At 69.3% G+C, this 24,341-nt stretch carries 22 protein-coding genes; 7 read left to right on the forward strand and 15 right to left on the reverse strand.

Annotation, left to right across the window (positions count from 1 at the left end):
- Positions 1-15: 15 nt before the first annotated feature.
- From K8Z49_RS00900 to K8Z49_RS00910, 3 genes are all read right to left on the reverse strand, one after another.
- Positions 16-1,200: a TIGR04053 family radical SAM/SPASM domain-containing protein gene (locus tag K8Z49_RS00900; RefSeq protein ID WP_412517369.1), complete on the reverse strand. Its 1,185-nt coding sequence runs from the start codon at positions 1,198-1,200 to the stop codon at positions 16-18.
- Positions 1,197-2,570: a nitronate monooxygenase gene (locus tag K8Z49_RS00905; protein WP_412517370.1), complete on the reverse strand. Its 1,374-nt coding sequence runs from the start codon at positions 2,568-2,570 to the stop codon at positions 1,197-1,199. Before K8Z49_RS00905 ends, K8Z49_RS00900 begins: the two co-directional genes overlap by 4 nt.
- A gap of 273 nt (positions 2,571-2,843) precedes the next feature.
- Entirely contained in the window at positions 2,844-3,809 is a 966-nt protein-coding gene (locus K8Z49_RS00910) for an Acg family FMN-binding oxidoreductase (RefSeq protein ID WP_412517371.1), read from the reverse strand.
- A gap of 416 nt (positions 3,810-4,225) precedes the next feature.
- Here K8Z49_RS00910 and K8Z49_RS00915 point away from each other — a divergent pair, with 416 nt between their 5' ends.
- Positions 4,226-5,341, forward strand: coding sequence for an Acg family FMN-binding oxidoreductase (locus tag K8Z49_RS00915; RefSeq protein ID WP_412517372.1), 1,116 nt, complete (start codon positions 4,226-4,228; stop codon positions 5,339-5,341).
- 38 nt (positions 5,342-5,379) lie between these two features.
- Here the strand turns inward: K8Z49_RS00915 and K8Z49_RS00920 are convergent, their stop codons facing one another.
- From K8Z49_RS00920 to K8Z49_RS00930, 3 genes are all read right to left on the reverse strand, one after another.
- Entirely contained in the window at positions 5,380-5,568 is a 189-nt protein-coding gene (locus K8Z49_RS00920; protein WP_412517373.1) for a hypothetical protein, read from the reverse strand.
- 819 nt (positions 5,569-6,387) lie between these two features.
- Positions 6,388-7,110 (reverse strand): cache domain-containing protein, encoded by a 723-nt coding sequence (locus K8Z49_RS00925; RefSeq protein WP_021591986.1) that lies wholly within the window; start codon positions 7,108-7,110, stop codon positions 6,388-6,390.
- A gap of 45 nt (positions 7,111-7,155) precedes the next feature.
- Positions 7,156-7,890, reverse strand: coding sequence for a FadR/GntR family transcriptional regulator (locus K8Z49_RS00930; protein ID WP_021591987.1), 735 nt, complete (start codon positions 7,888-7,890; stop codon positions 7,156-7,158).
- A 123-nt stretch (positions 7,891-8,013) separates the two neighbouring features.
- Between K8Z49_RS00930 and K8Z49_RS00935 the strand changes: the two genes are divergently transcribed.
- The 6 genes from K8Z49_RS00935 to K8Z49_RS00960 are packed head-to-tail and all read left to right on the forward strand — an operon-like array spanning position 8,014 to position 15,010.
- Positions 8,014-9,252: a (Fe-S)-binding protein gene (locus K8Z49_RS00935; protein ID WP_024934016.1), complete on the forward strand. Its 1,239-nt coding sequence runs from the start codon at positions 8,014-8,016 to the stop codon at positions 9,250-9,252.
- Complete coding sequence (locus K8Z49_RS00940) at positions 9,249-10,760, forward strand: FAD-binding oxidoreductase (protein WP_021591989.1); 1,512 nt, start codon at positions 9,249-9,251, stop codon at positions 10,758-10,760. The genes K8Z49_RS00935 and K8Z49_RS00940 overlap by 4 nt, the downstream gene beginning before the upstream one ends.
- Positions 10,757-11,026 carry a hypothetical protein gene (locus K8Z49_RS00945; protein ID WP_021591990.1) on the forward strand — a complete coding sequence of 90 codons (270 nt, stop codon included), beginning with the start codon at positions 10,757-10,759 and terminating at the stop codon, positions 11,024-11,026. The genes K8Z49_RS00940 and K8Z49_RS00945 overlap by 4 nt, the downstream gene beginning before the upstream one ends.
- Positions 11,023-12,510 (forward strand): APC family permease, encoded by a 1,488-nt coding sequence (locus K8Z49_RS00950; protein ID WP_021591991.1) that lies wholly within the window; start codon positions 11,023-11,025, stop codon positions 12,508-12,510. The genes K8Z49_RS00945 and K8Z49_RS00950 overlap by 4 nt, the downstream gene beginning before the upstream one ends.
- Positions 12,507-13,922 carry a gamma-aminobutyraldehyde dehydrogenase gene (locus K8Z49_RS00955; RefSeq protein WP_075023747.1) on the forward strand — a complete coding sequence of 472 codons (1,416 nt, stop codon included), beginning with the start codon at positions 12,507-12,509 and terminating at the stop codon, positions 13,920-13,922. The genes K8Z49_RS00950 and K8Z49_RS00955 overlap by 4 nt, the downstream gene beginning before the upstream one ends.
- A 26-nt stretch (positions 13,923-13,948) precedes the next feature.
- On the forward strand, positions 13,949-15,010 hold the full coding sequence (locus K8Z49_RS00960) for an LLM class flavin-dependent oxidoreductase (RefSeq protein ID WP_412517374.1): 1,062 nt from the start codon (positions 13,949-13,951) through the stop codon (positions 15,008-15,010).
- Positions 15,011-15,071: 61 nt separating this feature from the next.
- On the opposite strand, the gene K8Z49_RS00965 is transcribed toward K8Z49_RS00960, so the two are convergent.
- The 9 genes from K8Z49_RS00965 to K8Z49_RS01005 are packed head-to-tail and all read right to left on the reverse strand — an operon-like array spanning position 15,072 to position 24,289.
- Entirely contained in the window at positions 15,072-15,956 is an 885-nt protein-coding gene (locus tag K8Z49_RS00965) for a TIGR03618 family F420-dependent PPOX class oxidoreductase (RefSeq protein ID WP_021591994.1), read from the reverse strand.
- Positions 15,957-15,997: 41 nt separating this feature from the next.
- A complete protein-coding gene (locus K8Z49_RS00970) occupies positions 15,998-17,218 on the reverse strand; it encodes an acyl-CoA dehydrogenase family protein (protein WP_412517375.1) in 1,221 nt (406 codons plus the stop codon).
- A 13-nt stretch (positions 17,219-17,231) separates the two neighbouring features.
- Positions 17,232-18,422, reverse strand: a complete 1,191-nt coding sequence (locus K8Z49_RS00975) for an acyl-CoA dehydrogenase family protein (RefSeq protein WP_412517376.1) — start codon at positions 18,420-18,422, stop codon at positions 17,232-17,234.
- A 15-nt stretch (positions 18,423-18,437) separates the two neighbouring features.
- Complete coding sequence (locus K8Z49_RS00980) at positions 18,438-19,424, reverse strand: biotin-dependent carboxyltransferase family protein (RefSeq protein WP_412517377.1); 987 nt, start codon at positions 19,422-19,424, stop codon at positions 18,438-18,440.
- Positions 19,421-20,323, reverse strand: a complete 903-nt coding sequence (locus tag K8Z49_RS00985; protein ID WP_412517378.1) for a 5-oxoprolinase subunit B family protein — start codon at positions 20,321-20,323, stop codon at positions 19,421-19,423. The genes K8Z49_RS00980 and K8Z49_RS00985 overlap by 4 nt, the downstream gene beginning before the upstream one ends.
- Positions 20,324-20,326: 3 nt before the next feature.
- On the reverse strand, positions 20,327-21,097 hold the full coding sequence (locus K8Z49_RS00990) for a LamB/YcsF family protein (protein WP_111833366.1): 771 nt from the start codon (positions 21,095-21,097) through the stop codon (positions 20,327-20,329).
- The gene (locus K8Z49_RS00995; protein WP_218163842.1) at positions 21,097-22,485 is read right to left on the reverse strand and encodes an aspartate aminotransferase family protein; all 1,389 of its coding nucleotides are present in this window, start codon (positions 22,483-22,485) and stop codon (positions 21,097-21,099) included. Before K8Z49_RS00995 ends, K8Z49_RS00990 begins: the two co-directional genes overlap by 1 nt.
- Positions 22,482-23,546: a phosphotransferase gene (locus K8Z49_RS01000; RefSeq protein WP_111833367.1), complete on the reverse strand. Its 1,065-nt coding sequence runs from the start codon at positions 23,544-23,546 to the stop codon at positions 22,482-22,484. Before K8Z49_RS01000 ends, K8Z49_RS00995 begins: the two co-directional genes overlap by 4 nt.
- Positions 23,531-24,289 (reverse strand): SDR family NAD(P)-dependent oxidoreductase, encoded by a 759-nt coding sequence (locus tag K8Z49_RS01005; RefSeq protein ID WP_021592002.1) that lies wholly within the window; start codon positions 24,287-24,289, stop codon positions 23,531-23,533. Before K8Z49_RS01005 ends, K8Z49_RS01000 begins: the two co-directional genes overlap by 16 nt.
- Between the last annotated feature and the right edge of the window lie 52 nt (positions 24,290-24,341).

Here is a 24,341-nt window from a genome sequence, read left to right on the forward strand (position 1 = left end):
GCTGTCCGGCGCCTATCAGCGGACCGCTTTCACGCCGTAGGGGGCGAGTTCGTCTTCATACGGGAAGGAGCCGGGCTCATAGGCGCACCAGGGCTCCTCCGCGTACGGGTCGCCCGAGGTGGCCAGGGCGCGTGACCGAGAGCCGCCGCAGATCGTCCTGAACTCGCAGGCGCCGCATCGTCCGGTCAGGTTGCCGGGGTCGCGCAGGCCGGTGAACAGGGGAGAGGTCCGGTAGATGTCGGTCAGCCGGTCGTGGCGGACGTTGCCGGCCGGAGAGGGCAGGAAGCCGCTGGGGTGCACGGTGCCCCGGTGGGAGACGAAGGCGAATCCGCGCGCGGAGCCGACGTCCATGGGCGGGCGGCGTGCCCGCCGCGGGGGGAGATCGAGTTCGGTCAGCCGCTGCCGCAGGGTCTGGTACAGCGGGCCCAGGCCGAGAACGGCCACGTGGTCGGCCTCCTGCCGGCTCAGGATCGCCCGCTGGATGGCGATACGGCGAAAGTGGTGGGCTTCGGTGGTGCGGGCGGGGACGAAGGCGCCGGCGTCGTAGACGAAGTTGAGGACGTCTTCGACCTGGTGGGGGTCGAGTCCGGGCAGCAGCCTGCCCCGCCCGGTCGGGACGAGCAGGAACGCGCTCCAGGTCAGCGCTCCCATCTGCTGGACGATGCGGACGATCTCCGGCAGGTCGGTCAGGTTGTGCCCGGTGACAGTGGTGTTGATCTGTACCTTGAGGCCGAGGTCGCGGGCGGCCTGCCAGGCGTCCAGGGTCCAGCGGTAGACGCCGGGCGTGGCGCGGAACGCGTCGTGGACGCGCGCGTCCGAGCCGTCCAGGCTGAGGGAGACGGCCCGCGCGCCCGCTTCCCTCAGTCCGGTGAGACCGTCCTTGGTGAGCGTGGGCGTGCCGGACGGGGAGACCGCTACCGGCAGCCCGAGGCGGGTGCCGTGCCGGACCAGTTCGAACAGGTCCGGCCGCTGGAACGGGTCGCCGCCGGTGATGACGAACAGCGGCGGCGGGGACCCGAACTCGGCCACCTGGGCCATCAGGCCGCAGGCCTCGACGGTGGTGAGCTCGCCCGGATCGCGGTCGGGCCGCGCCTCGGCGCGGCAGTGCCGGCAGGCCAGCGGGCACGCCTGAGTGGCCTCCCAGATCACGATGAGCGGCCGGTCGGCGGGGTCGTGGCGGGGGCTGCGGATCTGTTTCATAGGCCCAGCAGGTAGTCGACGGCGTCGGCGGCGGAGTAGTCGTCTCCGACCTTGTGAACGAGCTCGGGCAGGAACCCGAGGTCCTGGCCGAGCGTCAGGAGGGGCGGTTCGACGTAGCCGTCCGGTCGATGCTGCGGATGGCCGATGTTGGCGACGAGCGCGTTGCACAGGCAGCGGCGGCCGACGGTGTCCTCGCGGGTCCCGCCCTTCCGGACGTGAGCATCGACGGGTTCGGCCGGGCACCGGTAACCGATCGCGCCGTTCTCTCTGAGATACGGAGTCCGCAGATAGCTCATGTCGCACAGCCTGGACCGCTTGTCGTAGACCTCGTCCTCCGACAGGGTTCCCGGCAGCACGGCGACCTTGAACGGGAACCCGGTCGGGGAAGCGTGGGGATCGTTGCGGATCCGCAGGGTGCCGTCCAGAGCCCGCCGGATGAGCCGCCGCCGCAGGTCAGCGTCGAGACCGGACTCCCGGGACAGCGCGAAGATGCTGCCGGCCTGGATGCCCGTGGCACCGGCCGAGCGCGCCTCCGCCAGCGTGCCGGGCCGTGCGTATCCTCCGGCCACCCAGAACGGCAGGCCGAGCGCGCCGACCTTCGCGGGATCGATCCGGTCCCGATGCCCGTAGATCGGCTCGCCGCCGTCGTCCAGGCGCATGCGTCCGCGGGGCGGCGCGCTGTGCCCGCCTGCGATCGCCGTCTCCAGGACGAACCCGTCCGGGCGGGTGGCCGGCGTCCGGTGCAGATACATGGCCAGGACGGATGAGGAGACGATGGCGAGCAAGCGCGGCCGCGCCCGCGCCGGACCGGCGAGCGACGCCGGGTCGAACGTGAGGGTGCGGCCATCGTCGGCGCCGGCGACCGTGATCGTCAGGCGGCCGGGAGAGCCGGCGGCCAGCGAGTCCAGGAGCGCGGGGATCTCGCTGGGGATGCCCGCCCCCATCAGGATGTAGTCCACCCCGGCCAGCATCGCCCCGTAGGCGGCCGCAGGCGTCGCGAGCTGGATCTTCTCCAGGTAGTTGATTCCGATCGGGCCATCGTGTCCCTGCTTGGCCAACCAGACCTCGGCGAAGTTCCCTGCGACGGTTAGTTCGTCACGGTTCCTGTTCGGGTTCAGACCGAGCTTCGGTACGGGACGGAAGCGCCGGCCCGGCTCGATCCCGCCCGGGACGTAATAGCGCCGCAGGATCCGCTCGGTCACGTCCGGCAGCGGGAAGGCGGCGAGCGCGCGCCGCAGGTCGCCGCCCTTGTCGCCGGCCTGGAGCCCGCGTGCCAGCAGGGCGTCGAGTGCCACGCCGGAGACCACACCGAGCTGGCCGGTCCGGGCCACGGCGCGTGCCAGCCGCCATCCCGACACACCCGCGCCCATTCCGCCTTGGACGATGTGAGGGAGCGAGGGCTCAGACATGCCGGTCCCGAGCCGTCGCCGCCCAGCTCAACAGGTCGAGCCCGGCACCGCGGACTTTCCGGCGTGGCGGGCGGACGTTCTGGATTGCCGGCCAGTTCGTCATCTGGCCGCGGCTGGAACAGCCGGAACACGAGGAGACGAGTGGCGGATGGTCACAGCGGTCGGTCACGGCCTCTTCTTTCTGCGACGTGAGTTTGCGTGGCTCTTCGGGTGCCGTGCGCTGTCAGGCACGGGTCAGGACTTCGGGGAACGGTCGGCGCGGCGTACCGGGCACCGGCGGTCCGTAGCCGAACCGGATGATCGCCTGGATGTGGCCGTGCGATTGCCCGGCCGTGTCGGTACGCGCACTGTTGCGCAGGTCCAGGGGCTGGGACAGCAACGAGGCCGACACACCGCGCCGCTCGGCGGTGAGCAGAACCCGCTGCAGCGCCTGCCCGGCCCGCAGCCAGTCCGCCGGACCATCGCCCTTGGTGAGCAGCACGCCGAGCTGTGGCCGGCGGCGAAGTCGTCGACCTTCCGTCCGGACATCGGCCCGGCCAGCCCGAAGTCCCGCATGGGCACGCCGCGCCCGCTGGGGCGAGGCCCGAAGGCGTACCAGGGGACGCCGTCCCCGCGGGTGCGGTCCGGCGTCCACCGGGACAGCTCGGCGACGTACTCGTCAGTGGAGGCCAGCCGCTCGTCCGCGGCGGCGACCAGGCTGAGCAGGTAGGCGGTGGTCTGCGGGCCCGGCAGGTTCAGCACCGCTCCCTCGGTTAGCGCGGCGGACTGGAGCTCCCAGCGGACCGGTCGCGGCACCAGGCGCTTGCTGAAGGGATGCCGGTTGGTACGCCGATGCGGGATGGCCGCGTACAGCTCCGCCTGTTCCCGCGACGGCATGGGCGCGTCCACGGCATGGACGGACGCCAGCAGCGTCGGCTTACCCAGAGCTTTCGGGAAGAGCTCGATCTGCGGCTGATGACCGGTCACGCGAAGCGCCAGCCGCAGATTCAGCAGGGCGGCCCCGCAACTGATGTGGAGGGCTCGGCCGCATGGGTCGATGACGGTCAGCCTGCGGTCCAGGTCGGCGTGCAATTCCAGGGCCAGGGCCGCCGCACCGTTGAGCCGGAAGCGCCACGGCTGGGTGTTGTGCACGGACGGAGCCGCGATGGCCGCGGTCACCAGCCGCCGGACCCCCGCGCGCGTCGCAAACGGGTGAGGCATGGCCTTCCTCCACATGCTGCCGCTGTCACCGCCAGACTTCCGGTCATCCGGCAGAGCGCCACAGGGACGAAGGTCCCAACGTGAGAGGGCAAAGGACCGTACGTTGAGACCGTGCCGGCCCCACGGAGCCTCTGGCGGCCAGCAGCACGGGTGAACAACACACCCAGACCACTGGCAGGCTCAGCCGGCTGACGTGGCGTCGTGATGAGTCCGGCTGCCCGACGCTGGGTCACGTGCTCTATCCGGGCCCATAGGCGGGCACCGGCCAGGTCGGGCGATGACTTGGCGAGCACGCTCCACTATTCCTGGGGCACCTTCCTGATGATGGTGCGCCAGATCCGCCGCCACGCCACGGAGGCGGCCAGGAAGCGCGGGCTGGAGGGCCGAAGGTCCTGGCAGAGAGGACCTTGGGCACGATGCCGCCTTGGCAGCCGCCCGGCAGGCTGAAGGTGCCGGACCAACGGCTGGAGGTCATCGAGATGGTCAACGCCACACGGCCTGCGGCGGGGCGACGGGACAAGCCCGCCAAGGCTTTCGGATATGAACGGACTGATCTGGCGGCGCGTTTCGTCGTCCGAGCGGCGATCCTGGCCCCGTCCATCCACAACACCCAGCCGTGGCGGTTCGTCGGCTGTGCCGATGGGCTGGAGCTTTGGGCCGACCGAGCGCGTCTGCTGCCGATGGGCGATCCGGCCGGGCGCGAGATGGTGATCAGTTGCGGTGCGGCCCTGTTCAATGCGCGGCTGGCCGTCCGCCACCTCGGCTTCACCCCGAGAGTGGCGCTCCTGCCCAACCCTGCGCACCAGGACCTGCTGGCCCGGATCACCTGGGGGACCAGAGCGGCGCCGCGGCCGTACGAGGAACTTCTGTATCGGACGATTCGGCTCCGTCACACCCACCGCGGGCCGTTCCTGACAACGCCGCTGCCGCCCATGCTGCCGACCGTGCTGGCCGGAATCGCCCGGCACGAGGGCGCAAGCCTGCGCGTCGTCCCGGACGAGGCACAGCGGCGGCAGTTGGCCGAGCATGTCCGGGCCGCCGAGGCGGCGCAACGCCGTGACCCTCGCATCGTCTCCGAGCTGGGAACATGGGCGGCCTCGCCGGGCAGCGGGCGGCCTGACGGTCTCGCGCCCGGCCCCTACCCGGTCCCGGCGGACGGCCAGGGTTTCCTCTCGCGAGACTCCGGCGCCGAGGTGCCATGGAGGACGCGACATCGTGCGGCCGGCTTGGACACCGATCCCGAAGTCGCCCCTGGCGTCGCGGGGACGGTGGCGGTGCTGACCACCCGGCAGGACAGGCGGACGGACTGGCTGCTCGCGGGTCAGGCGCTCCAGCATGTGCTGCTGCATGCGGCGACGCTGGAGGTGAGCGCGGCCTTTCACACGCAGCCGCTGGAACTGCCCTACCTGCGGGCGGCGGTACGCCGCGACCTGGTCTGCGCGCATCCGCAGATGGTGTTGCGCCTCGGCCATGCGGCACGCCGCCTACGCGGTCGGCGGCGGTCAGTGAGGGACGTCCTAAGCGGTGAGTGACGACCCTGGCGGCTGCGGGTGTGATGACGCGTCGGGTGTCAGGGGCCGATGCGGCGGTGGTCGAAGCCGGCCCAGGCCTCGTCCCACAGCCGGTAGCGGCACCGATCGCAGTGATGGCGCAGCAGCAGGTACAGCCCCAGTAGCGGCAGGCCCGTCGCCGCCACGGTCGAGGCCCCGACCGCCGCCGCGTCGCCGACCGTTCGGGCGTGTGCGTGGTGGATGCTCACCTACGGCTCCCGCGCCGACCCATACCTCGGGTCGGTCGCCCAGGTTCACCCCGCGCCAGGTGGTGAAGCGGCCCTTGTGCGGCGTCCCGTCCGGGTCGGTCCAGCCCACTGTGACTTCCCGGCCGCGGTGCAACGGTCTGACCTCTACCACGATGGCGTCGACCGGTCGACATCACGGCGAAGGTCATTTCTGTCGAAACCCCAGCCGCGGCGGCGACGATTCACGTGCGCCCAGGTTTTCGACGGTCTCATGACGCCGTTCCCCTCCTTTCGTGCAATGGCGCCCCTGTGTCCCCCGCAGGCTGGAAGCAAAGGCCCGTCGGGGTGCGTCCGCCATCCAGCGTTTCTCAAGGGGATGCTCGGGGGTACCGTCCGACGTCCTGTAGACCGGGGGCCGAAGGTCCATATCGGGCGGGGATGAGGGTCCCGCGACCGTGGCGTGTCCTGGAGCGGCGGCGGTCCACGGTGCCCGCAGGGCTGTCCGGCGGCTCGCGAACCAGCTGGCCGGACCGCCGCCGATGGCCTGCGCCACCGCCGACGCGCTGATCGGACACGGCCCTCGCCGAACCCAGGAACTGACGCGGCAGGAATGCCTGCACGCGGCCCCCGCCGAAGGCCCGACCACCCTCGCGTTGCGCCGGATGAGCGGGATCTCACAGCGCGAACTGTTCGGCGGGTTCACCCGGGAGCCCCCCTTCCGGGCGCATCTGGAGGCCCTGCCGGGGGCCGGCTCGCAGTCGAAGACGTCCACCGCCGAATGGCGCTCTGAGAGTGGGATGACGGTGTTGCCAGATCGGTCATGCGATCTGATCGACGAACCTAGCTGCGGACGAGGAACCAGGGGAGCCCCACGCAGTCCGCCCAGTCGGGGCCGGGTGGAAGTTCGCGGCGGGGGAGGTCGTCGGGGCGGGTGATCGAGCCCACGATGGTCGCCGGGGTGTTCGAGGCCAGGACGCGGCCCGTCGAGTTGATCAGGAGGGTGGCGGGACCCTCGGTGTTGAGGACGGGGAGCATCGCGCGTTCGAAGTCCGTCGCGCGGATGTCGGCCGCCGCTACGCCGAAGAAGCCCGCGTCGCTCGTGATGGGGGCGGAGAACGTGAGGATGTACTCGTCGGTGCCCGCGTAGTCCACGTACGGGCCGACCACGACCCTGCGGCCGGTCCGGTACGGGACGTCGAACCACGGTGCCAGTGGGTACTCGTAGCTGCCGATGTTGTTCGGGTCCAGGTCGACCGCGAGGGGGAACAGGTCGCCGGCCGCGGCTGGCCTGCGCCACCACTCGAGCCACCTCGGCTGGTCGGCCAGCGTTCCGGGCGCCGCGATCACGCCGGTGCCCGCGCACAGGCGCCGGCTCGACAGGTGCTCGAGCACCGTGGGGCGGATGGACGCCATGTCCGACGTGGTCGGGGCGCGGCCCTCGGTCACGACGCGGCGGTGAACGTCGGCCGTCAGTGACCGGAGAGTGTCTATGCCGTCGAACGTGTCCCGGACCAGGGCCTCCACCGAGGCGGCGGTGTCACCGGTGTACGTGATCGCTTCCATGGCTGCTCCACGGTCGACGTCGGGCTTCACTCTAATGCACCAGCTCTAACGCACCAGCTGCAGGTGGAACTCGATCAACCTCGAAATGGCCAGCTCCACGTGCTCCTCGACCAGCAGGCGCGCGCGATGGCCGTCCCTCGCCTCGATCGCGGCGACGACGGCACGATGCTGGGTCACCCGCTCGTCGCGCTCGACGGCCTCGCCCAGCGGGATCCACAGCAGCTCGCCGATCTCGCCCTGCAGGTCGATCGACTGGCGGGTCAGGCGAGTGGACTGGGCGGCCGCGGCGACCTCGATGTGGAAGCGGCCGTCGGCGCGGCGCCGTTCGCCCGCCTTCTCCGCGACGGCCAGTTGGTCCACCAGCCCGTTGAGGACGGCGATCTGGTCGGCGGACGCGCGTGACGCGGCCAGCCGCGCGGCGGTGGCGGACACCGCCAGCAGGTGGTCGCCGATCTCGCGCAGCTCGTGGACGCCGGTCTCCCGCAGCGTGTCGCGAAGGCGGGACACCGACGCGTCGACGGGGGCGCGGACGAACGAGCCGCCGCCGCGGCCGCGCCGCGTCTCGACCAGGCCGCGCTGGCGGAGCAGCATCAGCGCTTCGCGGAGGGTCACGGTCGAGACGTTCAGCGAGGCGGCCAGCTCCAGCTCGGTCGGCAGCTGCTCGCCGTCGGCGATCAGACCCAGGCCGATGGCCTCGCTGATCCGCCGGGCGATGACCTCTGCCCGGCCGCCGTCCTGCAGCGGCGCGAAGACGACATACCGAGCACCGACGTCCGTCACCTGCGTCTCTCCTCCCCAGGGACCCCCACGGAGCCTAGCCCGCAGATCACTGGGTGTTGTCATTTGAAATATAGAGTTATATTTTAAGGTCTACCGTGACCGCGGTCACATGCGGAGGAAAACATGACGGAACCAGAGTCCACCTCCTCGGATCACGCGCCGGTGACCATGGAGTTCCTGTCCGACTGGCGCAACGCGGCCTACAACTGCTTCTCCTCCGGCCACAAGTTCTGCCGTGAGGTCTGCCCGGTCATGCAGGTGACACGCAACGAATCGTGGACCCCGACCGCCTTCCACGCCAACGTCGTAGCGATGGAGCAGGGCGAGCTGACCGTCGAGGACGTGGCCGAGGACTACGTCAACTGCACCCAGTGCGGCGCCTGCGAGCTGCGCTGCCCCAACACCCTGTTCACCGGCGACTTCTACCGCTTCCGCACTCGCACCGTCGACCTCGTCAAACAGATGCGCGCGCTGGCCGTGGACAACGACGTCCACCAGCCCGGCTACCGGCGCTGGAACGAGCGCACCGACGAGCGCACCCACGAACCCGTCCTCGGCGAGGTCCCGGTCAGCCAGGACCATGTCCGCGACTGGGCACACGGCCTCGAACTCCCGATCGGCGGCGAGACGATCCTCTTCGTCGACTGCGAGGCCGCATTTTACCGGACCTCGGTGCCGCGCGCGGTCGCCCAGCTGCTCCAGCGCGCGGGCTACGACTTCGGGCTCATGAGCGAGCAGTGGTGCTGCGGCGGACCCGCGGCCGAGATGGGCTACCGCGACCAGTCGCGGCGCTTCGCCGAGCACAACCTCGCGGACTGGCGCGCGAGCGGCGTCCGGCGGGTGCTGGTGCTCGACCCGCACGACTACATCACGTTCACCGAGGACTACCCGGGCTACTTCGGCGCCGACTTCGACATCGAGATCGTCCTCGTCGTCGAGCTGCTCGCTCGGTTCGTCGCCGAGGGCAGGCTGACCCCGACCGTGCCGATCGAGCGCACGATCACCTACCACGACCCGTGCCGGCTCAACAAGCGCAAGGGGGTCTGGCAGGAGCCGCGGCAGATCCTGCGCGCGATCCCCGGGCTGACCTTCCACGACGTCGACCGCGTCACCCAGTGGTCCTACTGCTCCGGCGCCGGGGGCGGGCTCCCGATCGAGAAGCCGGAGCTCACCGCGAAGATCAGCGCCGCCCGCCTGGACAAGGCCGCCGAGCTCGAGGTCGACACGCTCGTCTCGGCCTGCCCATGGTCCGAACGGCCGCTCGCCGAGGCGGGCGCGGAACGCGCCATCGACGTCGTCGACCTCCACGAGCTCCTTGCCGAATCCTGCGGCATCGAGGTGGGCGGGAGCACGGGCCGATGACCGCGCAGCAGACCGCACAGCTGTCCGACCGGGTGCTCGGCGAGCTGGTCGACGCCCTGGGCGGCGAGTACGTGCTGACCTCCAAGACCGCGCGGATGAACCGGGCCCGCGTGCCCGCGCCGTTCCCCGTGCACCGGTGGCGCGAGCGGATCCCGGACCTGGTCGTCATGCCGGCCACGACCGAGCAGGTCGCCGAGGTGGTGCGGATCGCGAACGCGCACCGGATCCCCATCGTGCCGAGGGACGGCGGCACCGGGCTGACCGACGGGGCGGTGCCGGAGCGGCGCGGCATCGTCGTGGACGTCAAGCGGATGAACGAGATCAAGGAGATCGACCTCGACAACCGGACCTGCACGGTCGGACCCGGCATCAACATGCTCAAGCTCAACGAGGTCCTGGCCCGGCACGGCCTGATCTACCCCGACGACCCCGCCTCCTACCCGTGCTCGCTCGTCGGCGGGCGGATCGGCACCAGCGGCTGGTCGCTCGTCGGCTCACGGTACGGGCACACCAGGGACCTGGTGCTGAGCTTCGAGATGGTGCTCCCGACCGGGAGGGTCATCCGGGTCGGCGACGGCGGCGGGCGCAAGGTGTCCAAGAGTTCCAGCGGCTACCAGCTCAAGCACCTGTTCATGGGCCACCAGGGCACCCTGGGCATCGCGACCGAGGCGACCCTGAAGCTGTATCCCAAGCCGGAGGCGGAGTTCTCGCCGTTCTGGGCGTTCGCCGACTTCGACTCGGCCTACGCCTGCGTCGGGCGGCTCGCTCGCGCCGGGGTGGCGACGTTCGCGGGCGCCGTCCTGTTCGACGAGTGGAAGGTCGACTACCTCCGCCGCGACGACGAGGCCTACATCCCGCAGCCCGCCGACGTGCGGGCGCTCGTGTGCGCCGCCGCGTACGGCAACGAGGACGAGGTGCGTGCGGGCGGCAAGCGGTTGATGCGCGTCGCGCGCGACGCGGGTGCGCGCTACCTGGGAGACGAGATCTCCCAGGGCGACTGGGCCGCCAGGCACGACCGGTACGCGACCCCGCTGCACGGGAGGACCGAGGCCGGGCAGGTCGTGCCGATGTCGTGGCACTGCGAGGACGCCGCGATCGCCTACACCGACCTGCCCGAGGTCCGGGTGCACTGGCACGACATCATCGCCCGGCTGCGCGAGCGGCACCCGGTCTTCGACGACTGGGGGATGTTCTTCTACACCAGCGCGGACACCGGCGTCGACTACCTCACGGAGATCGACGTGGGCATCTGGGAGCAGGAGCTCGACGACGCGGCGTGGGCCGCGTGGGTGGACGCCAAGCGGGACATCGCGGAGATCTCCCTGCGCCACGGCGGCTCGATCAGCGCGTGCCACGGCTCGTGCCGCGAGGGCGAGGTCGACCTCGTCCCGATGGAACTGGGCGGCGGCTACGACGTGATGCTCCAGGTCAAGAAGGCGCTGGACCCCAACAACATCATGAACCCCGGCAAGTACGGGCTGCAGCGCGCCTACGAGGAAACGCCATGAACGGGTATCGCTACGACGAGCAGCACACGCCGCCCTCGGCCAGGCAGGTCAGCGATGTCGCCGTGGAGCGCTTCGAGCACATCTTCGAGGTGGATCCGAGGCTCATGACCGTCCACGTCGCACAGCAGCTCTTCCCCAACTGGGACACGCTGCGCATCGCGGCGAGCCGCGGTGACCATCTCGAATGGATGCACCGGCACTGGGCAGGCACCGTCCTCTCCGGACAGGAGTTGCTCGACGAGCTCGAAGCGGAGGACGGCCGGTGACCGATACGACCGCCGGCGCAGGCCACTCCGCGGACGTCGACGCCAGGCAACTCGCCGACCTCGGCTACACCTCGGAGTTCCGCCGGGACATGAGCCTGTGGGCGAACTTCTCGCTCGGCTTCACCTACCTGTCGCCGGTCGTCGGCATCTACACGCTGTTCGCGGTCTCGCTGGCCGCCGCGGGCCCGCCGATGATCTGGAGCCTCGTCATCGTCGGCCTGGGCCAGCTTCTCGTCGCGCTGATATTCGGCGAGATCGTCTCGCAGTACCCGATCGCCGGCGGGATCTACCCGTGGGCGCGGCGGTTGTGGGGCCAGAAATGGGCCTGGATGACCGGGTGGGTGTACGCGATCGCGCTGCTGGTCACGATCGCGTCGGTGGTCTACGGCTCCGGGCCCTACCTGGCGTCCTTGCTGGACCTTTCGGTGTCGGCGACCACGACCACCGTCTGCGCGCTGGTCATGGTCGCCCTGGCCACGGTGATCAACCTGGGCGGCACCCGCGTCCTCGGCATGGCGGCGATGATCGGGTTCGGGACGGAGATCCTCGGCGCACTCGCGGTCGGCGGGTGGCTGCTGATCGCCGAGCGGCGGCATGGCCTCGGAGTGCTGTTCGACGGCTTCGGCGCCGCGCCGGAAGGCTCCTACCTGGCCGCCTTCCTCGCGGCGGGCCTGATCGGGATCTTCCAGTACTACGGCTTCGAGGCGTGCGGGGACGTCGCCGAGGAAGTGCCGGACGCCGGCCGGCGCATCCCGAAGGCCATGCGGATGACGATCTACGTCGGCGGCGCGGCGGCGACGTTCGTGTGCCTCGCGCTGGTGCTCGCGGTACCGGACTTCGGCGCGGTGATCTCCGGCGCGGACGCCGACCCGGTCGGCGGTGTGCTCACCACGGCGTTCGGTTCGTTCGGTGCCAAGGTGGTGCTGGTCGTCGTGCTGGTGTCGTTCCTGTCGTGCGCGATGAGCCTGCAGGCGGCGGCGTCGCGGCTGCTCTACTCCTACGGCCGCGACCGGATGCTGCCCGGCAGCGGCCTGCTCGCCCGGTTCTCCCACCAGCGGGGCGTGCCGCCGTACGCGCTCCTGGTCGCGGCCGTCGTGCCCGCGGTGGTGGTGCTGGTGTCCGGGTTCTCCGAGGACGCCGTCACGAAGATCGTCTCCTTCGCGGTGCTCGGCATCTACCTCGGCTTCCAGATGGTCGTCCTCGCCGCGCTGCGCGCGCGGCTCAAGGGCTGGCGGCCCGCGGGGTCGTTCACGCTGGGGCGCTGGGGGTTCGCGGTGAACGCCGGCGCTCTGCTCTACGGGGTCGCGGCGATCGTGAACATGGTGTGGCCGCGCACCGAGGGCGCGCCCTGGTACGACGACTACCTCGTGCTCCTGTCCGGCGTCGTCGTCGCAGGAGCAGGACTGCTGCTGATGATGACCTTGCGGCCGTACCGGTACAGCACGGCGACCGCAGGCGACGCGATATCCCGGGAGGACGGATGAAGAAGGTGCAGAACTTCGTCGGCGGGTCCTACGTGGACGCGGCCGACGGCCGCACGGCCGAGCTGGTCGATCCTGCCACGGGCGCGGTGTTCGCGTCCGCGCCGGTGTCCTCGCCGGCCGACGTCGACCGGGCGCTGACCGCCGCGCGGGACGCGTTCGCCTCGTGGCGGGACACCACACCCGCCGAGCGGCAACTGGCGCTGCTGCGCCTCGCCGACCGGATCGAGGAGCGCGCGGACGAACTGCTGGCGCTGGAGTGCGAGAACACCGGCAAGCCGCTGGAGCTGACCCGGCAGGAGGAGCTGCCGATGCTGCTCGACCAGCTCCGGTTCTTCGCGGGCGGCGCGCGGGTGCTGGAGGGCAGGTCGGCGGGGGAGTACATGCGCGGGCACACCTCGTGGATCCGGCGTGAGCCGGTCGGGGTGTGCGCGCAGGTGACACCGTGGAACTACCCCGCGCTGATGGCGCTGTGGAAGTTCGGGCCGGCGCTCGCGGCCGGGAACACGGTGGTGCTCAAGCCGTCCGACACGACGCCCGTGTCGACGGTGTTCCTCGCGGAGCTGGCCGCGGAGTTCCTCCCGCCCGGAGTGTTCAACGTGATCTGCGGTGACCGGGAGACCGGAGCCGCGCTGATCTCGCACGAGATCCCGGCGATGGCGTCGATCACCGGCTCGGTGCGCGCCGGGCGCGAGGTGGCCGCCGCGGCGGCCGGCGACCTGAAGCGGGTGCACCTCGAACTGGGCGGCAAGGCGCCGGTCATCGTGTTCGACGACGCCGACATCGCCGCCACCGCGGAGGCCGTCGCCGAGGCCGGGTACTTCAACGCCGGGCAGGACTGCACGGCCGCGAGCCGGGTGCTGGCCGCGCCGGGCGTCCACGACGACCTCGTCGCCGCGCTCACCGAGCAGGCCGCCGGCACCTCGACCGGTGCCGACGGCGACTACGGCCCGCTGAACAACGCCGACCAGCTGGCGAAGGTCAGCGGCTTCGTCGACCGGCTGCCCGACCACGCGTCGGTCGCCGCGGGGGGCGGACGCGTCGGCTCACAGGGCTTCTTCTACGCCCCGACGGTGGTGTCCGGCCTGCGGCAGGACGACGAGATGGTGCAGCAGGAGGTGTTCGGCCCGGTGATCAGCGTGCAGCGGTTCACCGACGAGGCCGAGGCGCTGCGGTGGGCGAACGGCGTGGAGTACGGGCTCGCGTCGTCGGTGTGGACACGAGACCACGGCCGGGCCATGCGGATGTCGCGGGAGCTCGACTTCGGCTGCGTGTGGATCAACACGCACATCCCACTGGTGGCGGAGATGCCGCACGGCGGCTTCAAGCACTCCGGCTACGGCAAGGACCTGTCGATGTACGGCATCGAGGACTACACCCGGATCAAGCACGTCATGTCCAACCTGGACGTCTAGTCGCTTCGCTTCGAAAGGAGCGCCCCATGCGGTTCAGCTTCGTGATGTTGCCCGACTATCCGCTCGACGACACGATCGAGTCCATCAAGCTCGCCGACGAGCTCGGCTACTACGGCTGCTACGCGGCCGACGAGACGTGGCACAAGGATCTGTGGCTGCTGTTCGCCGCGGCGGCGGACAAGACGGAGAACATCCGCTTCGGCCCGAGCCTGTCGGCGGTCACCCTGCGCGAACCGTCCCTGATCGCCCAGGCGACGGCGACGCTCGACGAGCTGACCGGAGGCCGCGCCGAGTGCGTGCTCGGCTCGGGCAACTTCGGTCTGCTGGCTCAGTACGGCATCGACTGGGCGAAGACGAGGCCGCTGTCCCGCCTGAAGGAGGCGCACCACGTCGTGCGCACCGTCCTGGACGAAGGCGCGATCAACTACGACGGCGAGTTCTTCTCCTACAACGGTCTGTTCACCTTCGCGCGGCCGGTGCAGGAACACGTCCCCGTGAAGCTGGGCGCGATGCGCGGCCCGAAGTCGTTCCAGGCGGCCGGCGAGCTGACCGACGGTGTCCACCACGCGCTGAGCTACACCAGACGAGCCTACGAGTACATGGTGGAGAACGTTCGCATCGGAGCCGAGCGCGCGGGCCGTGACGCCGACTCGCTGGACCTGGGCGCCTGGATCGTCTTCTCGACCGGCCCCGACTCCCGCGCCGCCAAGGACGCCGCCCGCGCGATGGTGGGCCTGTACGCATCGTCGATGCCCGCCGAACAGCTGGCACGCAACGATGTGGACCCGGCCGACCTGACCGACATCATCGCCGCCGTCGGCGAAGGCCGGGTGGACCGCGCGTTCGAGTTGACGCCGCCGGAACTGGCCGACAAGCTCTCGGTCGCGGGCACCCCGGAGGAATGCGCCGAGAAGATCAAGACCGAGATCGCGTCGACCGGCGTGAACCATCTCGTCCTCGCCATCACGGACGCGGCGCTGGTCAAGGCGTTCTCCGGGATGGAGCTTCCCGGTGTCGCCACCATGCGCGACCAGTTGCGACTGGTCCACGACCAGGTGATGCCCGTCTTCGCGAGCCCGTCCTCGTAACTCAGGCCGGCACGACCGGCCCCCGGGCCGGTCGGCTGGCTGAGGCGGAGTCGTCGTGCGTTCATCGCTCCTCGACGTTGAAGGTGTCGCGCATGTTCTTCTCGCCCCCCAGCGCCTCGAGCACCGCAAGCGGGTTCCAGTAGTCGCGCTGCTTCACGATCTTTCCTTCCTCGACCGTGACCACCCAGACGTATCGCACGCGGTAGGGCTTACCCGTGGCGATCACCCGTCCCTCCACCTGGGCCTCGACCACGAGCACTCCCGGTTCGGTCGTCGGGTGCTCGATCACCTCCGCGAAGCCCTGGAGATCAATGCGCTTCGGGTAGTCCTTGACGTACTCCCAGATCGCGGTCTTACCCACGAGCCGCTGGGGGTAGTTCGGCGGCGCGAAAGGCAGCTCGAAGACCGCGTCGTCCGCAAAGGCGTCGACCCATGCCTCCATGTTCTTGTCGAGCAGGTTGCGCAAATGACCGCGGTGCAGCTCAAGCGTCTGCTGCCGCAGTCGCGCCGCGGAGTCGTCGTGCTCGGGCATGGTGTCCACTCCTTCTTCTTTTCCTCTGTGGTGAACTTTCTCCGGCCGGATCTTCACGATCACCCGCACGTCGCCGGGCCTGCGGAAGGGGAATGAGTCGACGCCGAGGTAGCGCTTGGCGAGCGCGTCGATGCCCTCTTCGGCGCCCTCGCCGGTCATCTCGACGACCTTGCCCTGGATGAGCAGGCTCTCGTAGGGATTCGCGTGGCTGATCATCGAGATCGCGACGTCCGGGTTGTTTCGCAGGTTCTTCGTCTTGACGAGGCCCTCGTTCGTGTTGAAGACGACGAGGTCGCCGTCGAGAGCGATCCATACCGGCGACACCTGCGTCGAGCCGTTCGGGTTGACCGTCGCCACGTGGGCGAAGTCCCTGCCTTCGAAGAGGTGCCTTGCCTCGTCAGGGATGGTGGCCATGGGTCCTCCTGATTCATCGGTCGTGTCTTCGGGCCGGACCGTCAGTCGCGGCACGCCCGGGCCCCGGCCCGGCCGATTTCGCGCCACGGTCGCGTGGAAGGAGCCGGCAGACCGAGGATTTGGGCCAGCCGCCCGCGATGTTCCGCGGGTGTGCCGAACATGAGCTGAGAGGTCTTCGCGCGTTTCAGATGGACGTGGGCGATGTGTTCCCACGTGAAGCCGATTCCACCGTGCATCTGGATCATCGCCCGGGCGACCTCGACGTAGGTGTCGGAGCAGACCGCGGCGGCCAGGTGAGCCAGGACGGGCAGTTCGGTCGAGCCGGCCTCGGCGGCCGTCAGCGCCTCCGCCAGGACGGCCTCGGCGCCTCGCACCGCCACGAGGAGATCGGCGCAGCGATGCTTGAGCGCCTGGAAGGATCCCAGGGGGCGTCCGAACTGCACCCGCTGACGGAGGTGATCGACAGTCGTCTCGAGGGCGCCTCGCGCCCCGCCGAGCTGCTCCGCGGACAGCAGGAGCGCGGCGCACAGGGACAGCCTCTCGGCGCCCTCCATGCCGGGGGAGACCTCGCCGAGCGGGACGGCCGGCACCGCGTTGAACTCGATGTCCGCCATGGGACGGGTCATGTCCATCGTCACCAGCGGTTCACGCAGCATGCCAGGTGCCGGGGAAGCGGGCAGGAAAAGCGCGGGCCCCGACCGCGTCTCGGCCAGGACGAGGATCGTGTCGGCGCCGGCTCCGTCGATGACGAAGCGCGCGGTGCCGTTCAGCGACCAAGACACCCCGGGCGATTCCGCGGGCTCGGCGCGTACCCCGAACGACAGCGGTCCGCGCTCTGACAGTCCGGCGACGGTGCAGCGATTCGCCCCGGAGGCCAGTCCGGAAAGAACCCGCGACCGGCCTTCCTCGTCACCCAGTTCCAGCAACGCCGCGGCGGCTATCTGCCCGGACAGAAACGGCACGCCGGTCAGCGCCCTGCCGGTCTCCTCGAGCACCACGCCGAGCTCCTGCCAGCCGTAGCCCATGCCGCCGAAGCGTTCGGGAATCCGAATGGCGGGCAATGCCAGTTGCGTGTAGATCGCGGTGAGCACCGCCGGGTCGTAGCCCGGATCGGTCTCGAGCCAGTAGACGATCTGAGAGGGAGAAGTATGTTTCACGAAGAAGTCGCGCACCGACGCTCGTAGTTCCGCGCGTTCCTCGTCGGAAACGCTCGGGCGGCGGGCGGCGGTATCGATGTCGCCGTCGTGTGAGTAGGTGCTCATTCTTCCAGCTCCTCTATCCGCGCGGCACGTCCGTCCATGGGCGGTTCTTGTCCACGCGGGGTTCCGGAGGAAGACCCAGGACGCGTTCGCCGATCACGGTGCGCTGGATCTCCGACGTCCCGCCCTCGATCGAATTGGCGAGGCTTCGCAGGAAGGCGCGTCGCGGGTCCGAGCTTCCGTGGACCGTGGAATGCCCGGGCCGGGTCAGCGCGAAGCTGTCGTACAGCACTCCGTCCAGGCCCATCAGGTCGATGCAGAGGTCGTAGACGGCCTGGTTCAATTCCGCCATCTGCAGTTTGACCACGGATCCATCCGGCCCCGCGGCGAGATCCGAACGGGAGCGCCCCATGTGGGCGCTCATCAGGCGATTCGTCTCGGTACGGCACCACAGTCGGATGAGCCGGTCGTAAAGCTCCGGCTCGACGTATCCGCCGCCGTCGATCGCCTGCCGGTAGAGGGCGACCGCCTGACCGATCGGGCCGGTCCCCCGGTCGGCGACCACGTCACCGAGAGTGGATCGTTCGTTGGACAACGTCGTGAGCGCGACCGTCCACCCGCTGCCGACCGCGCCCAGGCGCGCCGTGTCAGGCACCCGGACGTCGGTGAGGTAGACCTCGTTGAACTCCGCCTCCCCCGTCAGTTGGCGAAGGGCCCGCACGTCGACGCCCGGAAGGGACATGTCGAGCAGGAAGTAGGTCAGTCCTCGGTGTTTCGGCAGCGTGGGATCGGTGCGGGCCAGGAGCAGCCCGTAGCGTGCAACGTGCCCCAAGCTCGTCCACACCTTCTGGCCGGAAACGATCCAGCCGTCACCATCGCGCACCGCGCGGGTGGCCATCGCCGCCAAGTCAGATCCCGCCCCCGGCTCGGAGAACAGCTGGCACCAGACGTGCTCGCCGCTGAAGAGCGGCCGAAGCAGCCGTTTCTGGGCGGCCGTGCCATGCGCATGAATGGTGGGGGCGGCCATGCCCAGTCCGATGAGATTGCGGTCGCGCCAGTCGGCGCAGCCGGCCTCCCGGAATCGGGCGTCGACCATCGGCTGAAGGCTCGGAGCCAGTCCGAGGCCGCCGAGGCCGGGGTCGAAGTGAACCATCGCCAGTCCCGCGTCGAAACGGGCCTCGCGAAACCGGCGGTCGTCTGTTCCGCTCACCGGATACGCCCGCAGAAAATTGTCGATCCGTTCGTTGAGTGCTTCTGGTGATGTCATTTTCGCTCCGCGCTGTCAGAACATGAACAATAGGTTGACATTGGTCGCGGCGTCACGCAGTCGTCGGTGATACTCTTTCCGCGCCGCGACGGCGGTGTCGAGATCGACGGATTCGAAGCGGATGAGGTCAGGGGCTTTCAGTTGCGCGAGCCGGTCGATGTCGGAGGAGATGACGGTGCCCAGCGTCGCGTAGCCGCCGCCGGTGACGGCATCCCGCATGAGGCAGATGGCCTGGTCTCCGTTCGGTGCTTGGATCGAACCGACGGGGTATCCGAGATCCACGACGTTGCTGGGGTTGTCGCCCGCCCCGAACGGCTGTGCACGTTCCACGAACGAGAGACGAGGGCCATCGAGACGGTATCCGGTGCGGTCGGACACCGAGGTGACCGTGAACGTCTCGGTGAAGAATTCGTGGAGGGATTCACGGGTGAAGCGATAATTGCAGAGCCCTTCGACGACACGAACGCCGGTCTGTGCGCTCAGCGCCGGACGCAGCCGCCGGTCGATCGATGCCCCGATCCGGCCCGGTGCCGAAGTCTCGCGGCCCGATGGCAGAATGTCGCCTGCCTTGAGCGGTTCTCCGGACAGGCCGCCGATTCTCGAAGAGGTATAGGTCGAGCGACTTTCCAGGAAAGGCGGAGAGTCTATGCCGCCGCGGATCGCCAGGTACGCTCGGGCGCCGGTTCGGAGGATTCCGATTCTGACGACCTGCTCGGGGGATACGGCGTGGCTGGTCCAGGTCTCCACCTGGTGATCGTCGATAGAGATGTCGACGTCCCCGCCCGTCACGGCGATCAGGGAGGCCTCCTTGAAGTGGAGTGCCGGCCCGGTCATCGTCGACTCGAGCGTCGCCGCGCCGGCCGAGTTGCCGACCAGCAGGTTTGCGCACCGATGTGAGAACTGGTCCAGCGCACCGGACGGCGGCAGGCCCATGGCGAAGTGGCCGGGCCGGCCGAGATCCTGGATGGTGGTGTGCAGCCCCGGGGTAACGACCGATATCACGACACCAGTCCCTTCAAAGACTGTGCGTACTCGCACGGCGCCGCGGTGAACTTCTCCAGCGAGAACTCCACCGGGTGACGCTTGACGGCATAGCGGTCGCATTCGACCCGGTGCTGAATGTCGTCATATTCCGTGCGATCGATCGACCGGAACTGGATCAGCGTCGATATGGGAGTGAGCACCCGCGACGACGTGAACTCCCGGGACCGCTGGTACAGGTCGACGACGGGAACGGCGGCACGCCCCAGTAGCTGGTAACCACCGACCCCGTCCACCGGATAGATCACGCTGAACGCGCCGCCGTGCGCCACCGCACGAGAGGGCGTCTCGGTACGCGGGCTCAGGTACTTGGGCGCTTCGATCTGCCGATCACGGGCGACGAGCTGGTACGACTCGGCGTTGCCCGGCTTGAAGCATGGAAAGGTCACGATGAACGGCGCGCGGGTGTGTGCGTCGACAAGGTCCCGGATGCCGCCGAAGCCGTTGATCCGGGCCACGAACTCGATATCGGTCTCCGACGGCGACTGATGCCCGGAGCGGAATCGCAGGCATACGTCTTTCGTCCATGGATCGTCGTAGTACACGGGTACTTCAACGATCTGCGTCGTGACGCTCGGATCCGAGCCGTCATCATGACCGTGCAACTCGCTGACGGCCGCCAACACGTCCCGTGGATGCGAGACATCCGGATCTAGGCGAATCATGTAGCTCGTGTTCGCCGGCGCGATGTCGACGATGCCGAGCATTCCGAGTTCCGCGATTCGCGCGACGATCGCCTGTACGCGCAGTGCCGCCTCCAGGCTCATCGCCTCAGCGATCTCGACGAAGATGTACTCGTCACCGCCGAAGCTCGCGCGGCTGCCATCCGGGAACGGGTGATAAATGGCCGATGCATCCATGCGTCACCTGGCCGACGCATCTGCGGTCGCCGGCTGAACGGTGATGCCCGCCTCGGTGAGCCGGCGGTGGACGGCCGCGGCGATGTCGACGGCGTTGGGGCGGTCGCCGTGAACGCAGATCGACCGGACGGGCATCGGAATGGTCCGGCCTGTCGTCGTGACGGCGTGGCCCGCGGCGGCCGCGAGCGCGATCTGGGCCACGCGGTCCGGGTCCTTGGCCGCGGGCCGGGGCTCGATGATGTTGAGCCCGTCGTCGTCGAAGCCGAGGTCGACCGCGTTCTCGGGGATGACGGGGTGACCGGCCGCTTCGACCGCGTCGAGGGCCGGGGACGGGGCCAGCATCAACGGGAGGTCCAGCCCCGCGCGGTGGACCGCCGCGGCGATGGCGGTGGCCAGGTCCGGATTCCGGCAGACCGCTCCCATGAGGGCGCCGTGCGGTTTGAGGTGGCGCAACCGTACGCCTTCGGTCGCCGCGATCGCTGCCAGGGACCCGACCTGGTAGACGACATAGTCGGTCGTCTCCTCGATGGAGACGGCCATGGCCCTGCGGCCGAACCCGAGTTTGTCGGGGTATCCGGGGTGCGCGCCCACGGCGACCCCCGCGTCCCTCGCCGCCCGAACGGCGGCGTGCATCGTCGTGGGATCACCCGCGTGAAATCCGCATGCGATATTGGTGCTCGACACGTACTGGAACAGATGTGCGTCCTCGCCCAGGTGCCATCGCCCGTAGCTCTCACCCGCGTCGGCATTGACATCTATTCGGTGTGCGGTCATCAGCGACCTCCGTGTGTCGCCGCGGCGGACGGTGTGCGCCGCAGAACCGAGGTGAGCGTGCCGACGAGCCGGTCGACATGGCCGCGCCGGAACGTCAGCGGGGGGCGGATCTTGAGGACGTTTCCGCCCGGTCCTGATGCCGAGATGAGCACGCCGTCGCGTCGTACCTCGTTGACGACCGTCCGCGCGATATCGGCGTCGGCGGCCGAAGGCCCATCAGGACCGCAGATCTCTATTCCGTAGAACATTCCGACGCCTCGTACTTGGGCGACGGCGCCGATGTCGGTGAGGGATTCCCGCAGGGATCGACGCAGGTAGTCGCCGATCGTCCGCGCACGGTCAACGAGGTCTTCTTCTTTGATGACGGCCAGCACCGCCCCTGTGGCCGCCATTGCCGCGGTGCTTCCGCCGAAGGTGTTGAAATATCGCACCGCCGCCGCGAACTCGCGTCCCACTTCCTCGCGCAACACGACGCCGGCAACGGGATACCCGTTTCCCATGGGCTTGCCGAGCGTGACGATGTCCGGCTCGAACCGGTGGCGCTGGAAACCCCACCAGCCGTCCCCGGTGCGGCCGAACCCCGCTTGCACCTCGTCGGCGATGACGAGGCCGCCGGCCCGGCGCACCTCGTCGGCGATCGCCCCTAGCGTGGGCGTCGGATGGGTGAACACGCCGTCGGACGAGAAGACGCTGTCGGCGATGAACGCGCTCACGCCATGTCCGTGACGGTGCAGGTCCTCGGCTGCCATACGCGTGTTCGCCCGGAGGACGTCCTCCAGACTCTCGTCGCCGCCGACGAGCCGAGGATCGGGCGGGTCGATGAGCCGTACATGGGAACTCGGCGGCGAGCCGGTGCCGAGAGAAGGAGAGAACGCCGCGACGCCGGACGTGACGCCATGATATGCGTGTTTTGTTGCGATCAACCCCGTGGCGCCGGTGTGGTAGTTGGCGATGCGCACGGCGAGATCGTTCGCTTCCGAGCCGCTGCACGTGTACGTGACGCGATTCAGCGCGCCGGGAAACGTCGCCAGAAGCTCCTCGGACGTTTCCAGGATCCTGCTCTGCAGGTATCGCGTATTCGTGTTCAGGATGCCGAGTTGCCGCGACACGGCCTCCACGACCTTCGGATGGCAGTGCCCGATCTGCGCGACATTGTTGTACGCGTCGAGGTACTCGATGCCGTCCCGGCCGTACAGGAACACATCTCGTGCGTGTGACACCTCGATCGGGTCGGCGTAGAAGAGTTGGTAGCCGGGGCCGAGCAGGTCGCTGCGGCGATCGAGCATGCTGATGATGTCCGGCGGTTGCCCGGCCCGGTCCGCGGCCTGGAAGCCGTTGACCATTCCGACGGGGCTGACGGCGTGGTTGCGCCCGGATGACGACGTCATCTCGATTCTCCGTACGACTGTGTCCGACACTCGCGCGAGCCAGCATTTGAGAAATGAGCCGTCGCGATTTCGATGGTCTCCAGCCCGGCTTCGATGTTGGGCCAGTCGCTGCGTGCGTGTCCCAGGACGTACTCGGCCCGAACCGGGTCATTCTGTGCACGCGACTCCGAGAGCAAGGCGCGCTGGAGGCTGCGCGCCACCGCCGCCACCGCGAGCGCCTCGCGGTGGTGCCGTGGCAGTGGCCGCACTTTGAGGAATCCGGTGACATGCCGTGCTCCCGCCGACCAAGGATCGGCCATGCGGTGGTCGAGCAGATTGGACAGCGCGATGGCCAGATCGAAGACCACGGGCCCGTGGTGCAGGTCGCCGAAGTCGACGACACCCGTGACGAATCCGGGGGTCGACGGATCGGCGAGAACGTTGTACACGCTGAAATCCCCATGAACGACCTGCCGGGCGAATTCGTTCGCGAGCGGCATGACCGTGCACTCGAAGCACCGCATGACCCGACGCGCCAGCTCCCGATGAGCCCGATCCGCCAGCCCATCGGCCAGTTCCGCCAACGCCGGCAATTCCGCCAGGTCCCAGATGAGGCGCCGTCGCTCCCGAGCGTGATGAAAGCGCGCGAGTGCCCGCGTGACCTCGCCATGGACCTCGCCCACGCGCTCCGCCTGACCGAAGGTCATTCGATGCGAAGCGAGGTCGCTCCCCGGAAGGAACCGCATGACATGGACGATCCGGGCCGGCTGATCGTCACCCGCCGCCGGCAGGATCGTGGCCGGTGCCCGGCCGAGCGTGCGGCGGATCCGGGGAACCGGCAGACAGGTCGTGCGAGCGAGGTGTGTGATCGCCGAGATCTGCAGGTCGATCGACTCGAACGGCTCAGCCGGCGGGCTCACCTTGACCAGGAACGCCTCATCGGCCGCGCGAAGCCGGAACGTGTCGTCGCGCTCGGAACCCAGGCGATCCCAGGCCCCTTCGAGCCCGTACTCGCGGGCAAGGAGCGCTGCCAGGCCGGTCGGCGGATGTGCGGTGTCTTCCACGTTCAGTTCGCGATCCATCCGCCGTCGATGAGGAGGCTCGAACCGTGGATGTAGGAGGCAGCCGGGGAGGCCAGGAAAACGACCGCGGGCGCTATGTCCTGAACCTCGCCGATACGTCCGGCCGGCGTCGCGTCGAGCATCTGCCGCTCGTACGCCGGGTCGGCGAAGAGGTGCGCGTTGATACTGGTACGGACGTTGCCCGGCGCGACCGCGTTGACGCGGATGCCGCGGGGGGACAGCTCCGCGGTGAGCGCCTTGACCAGCAGTTCGACCGCGCCCTTGGTCGCACAGTACGCGCTGGAGTTGGGGAATCCGGCGTAGCCGCAGATGGACGATACGAAGATGATCGAAGCGCCCTCGTTCATGCGGGTGACGGCGGTGCGGGCCAGCCGGAACGGGGCCCGCACGTTCACGTTCCACTGCATGTCGAGGATCTGGTCCGTCGTCTCACCGAAGGGTGTCGGGGTGAAGATGCCCGCGGCGTTGACCAGGACATCGATCCCGCCGAACTTCTTGACGGCATGATCGACGATCTCGTCCGGCGCCGAAGCGCCGGTCACGTCGACGCTCAGATGGCCGACGGCGTCGCGATCGCCGGAGATCGAACGGGCGCAGGAATCCAGACGTGATGCGTCGCGCCCCACCAGGAGCACATTCGCGCCGGCGGCGTGCATCTCTCGCGCGATCTGCGCACCGATACCCGAGCTGGCCCCTGTGACGACGGCGGTCTTGCCCCGCAGCGCTGAAGGAATGGTGGTCACTGTCTATCGTCCTATCGGTGTCGACTTCGTGAGAGGGCTGGACCGGGCACGG

This window comes from Actinomadura madurae (assembly GCF_047130825.1).
In the GTDB taxonomy this organism is placed as follows: Bacteria; Actinomycetota; Actinomycetes; order Streptosporangiales; family Streptosporangiaceae; genus Spirillospora; species Spirillospora madurae.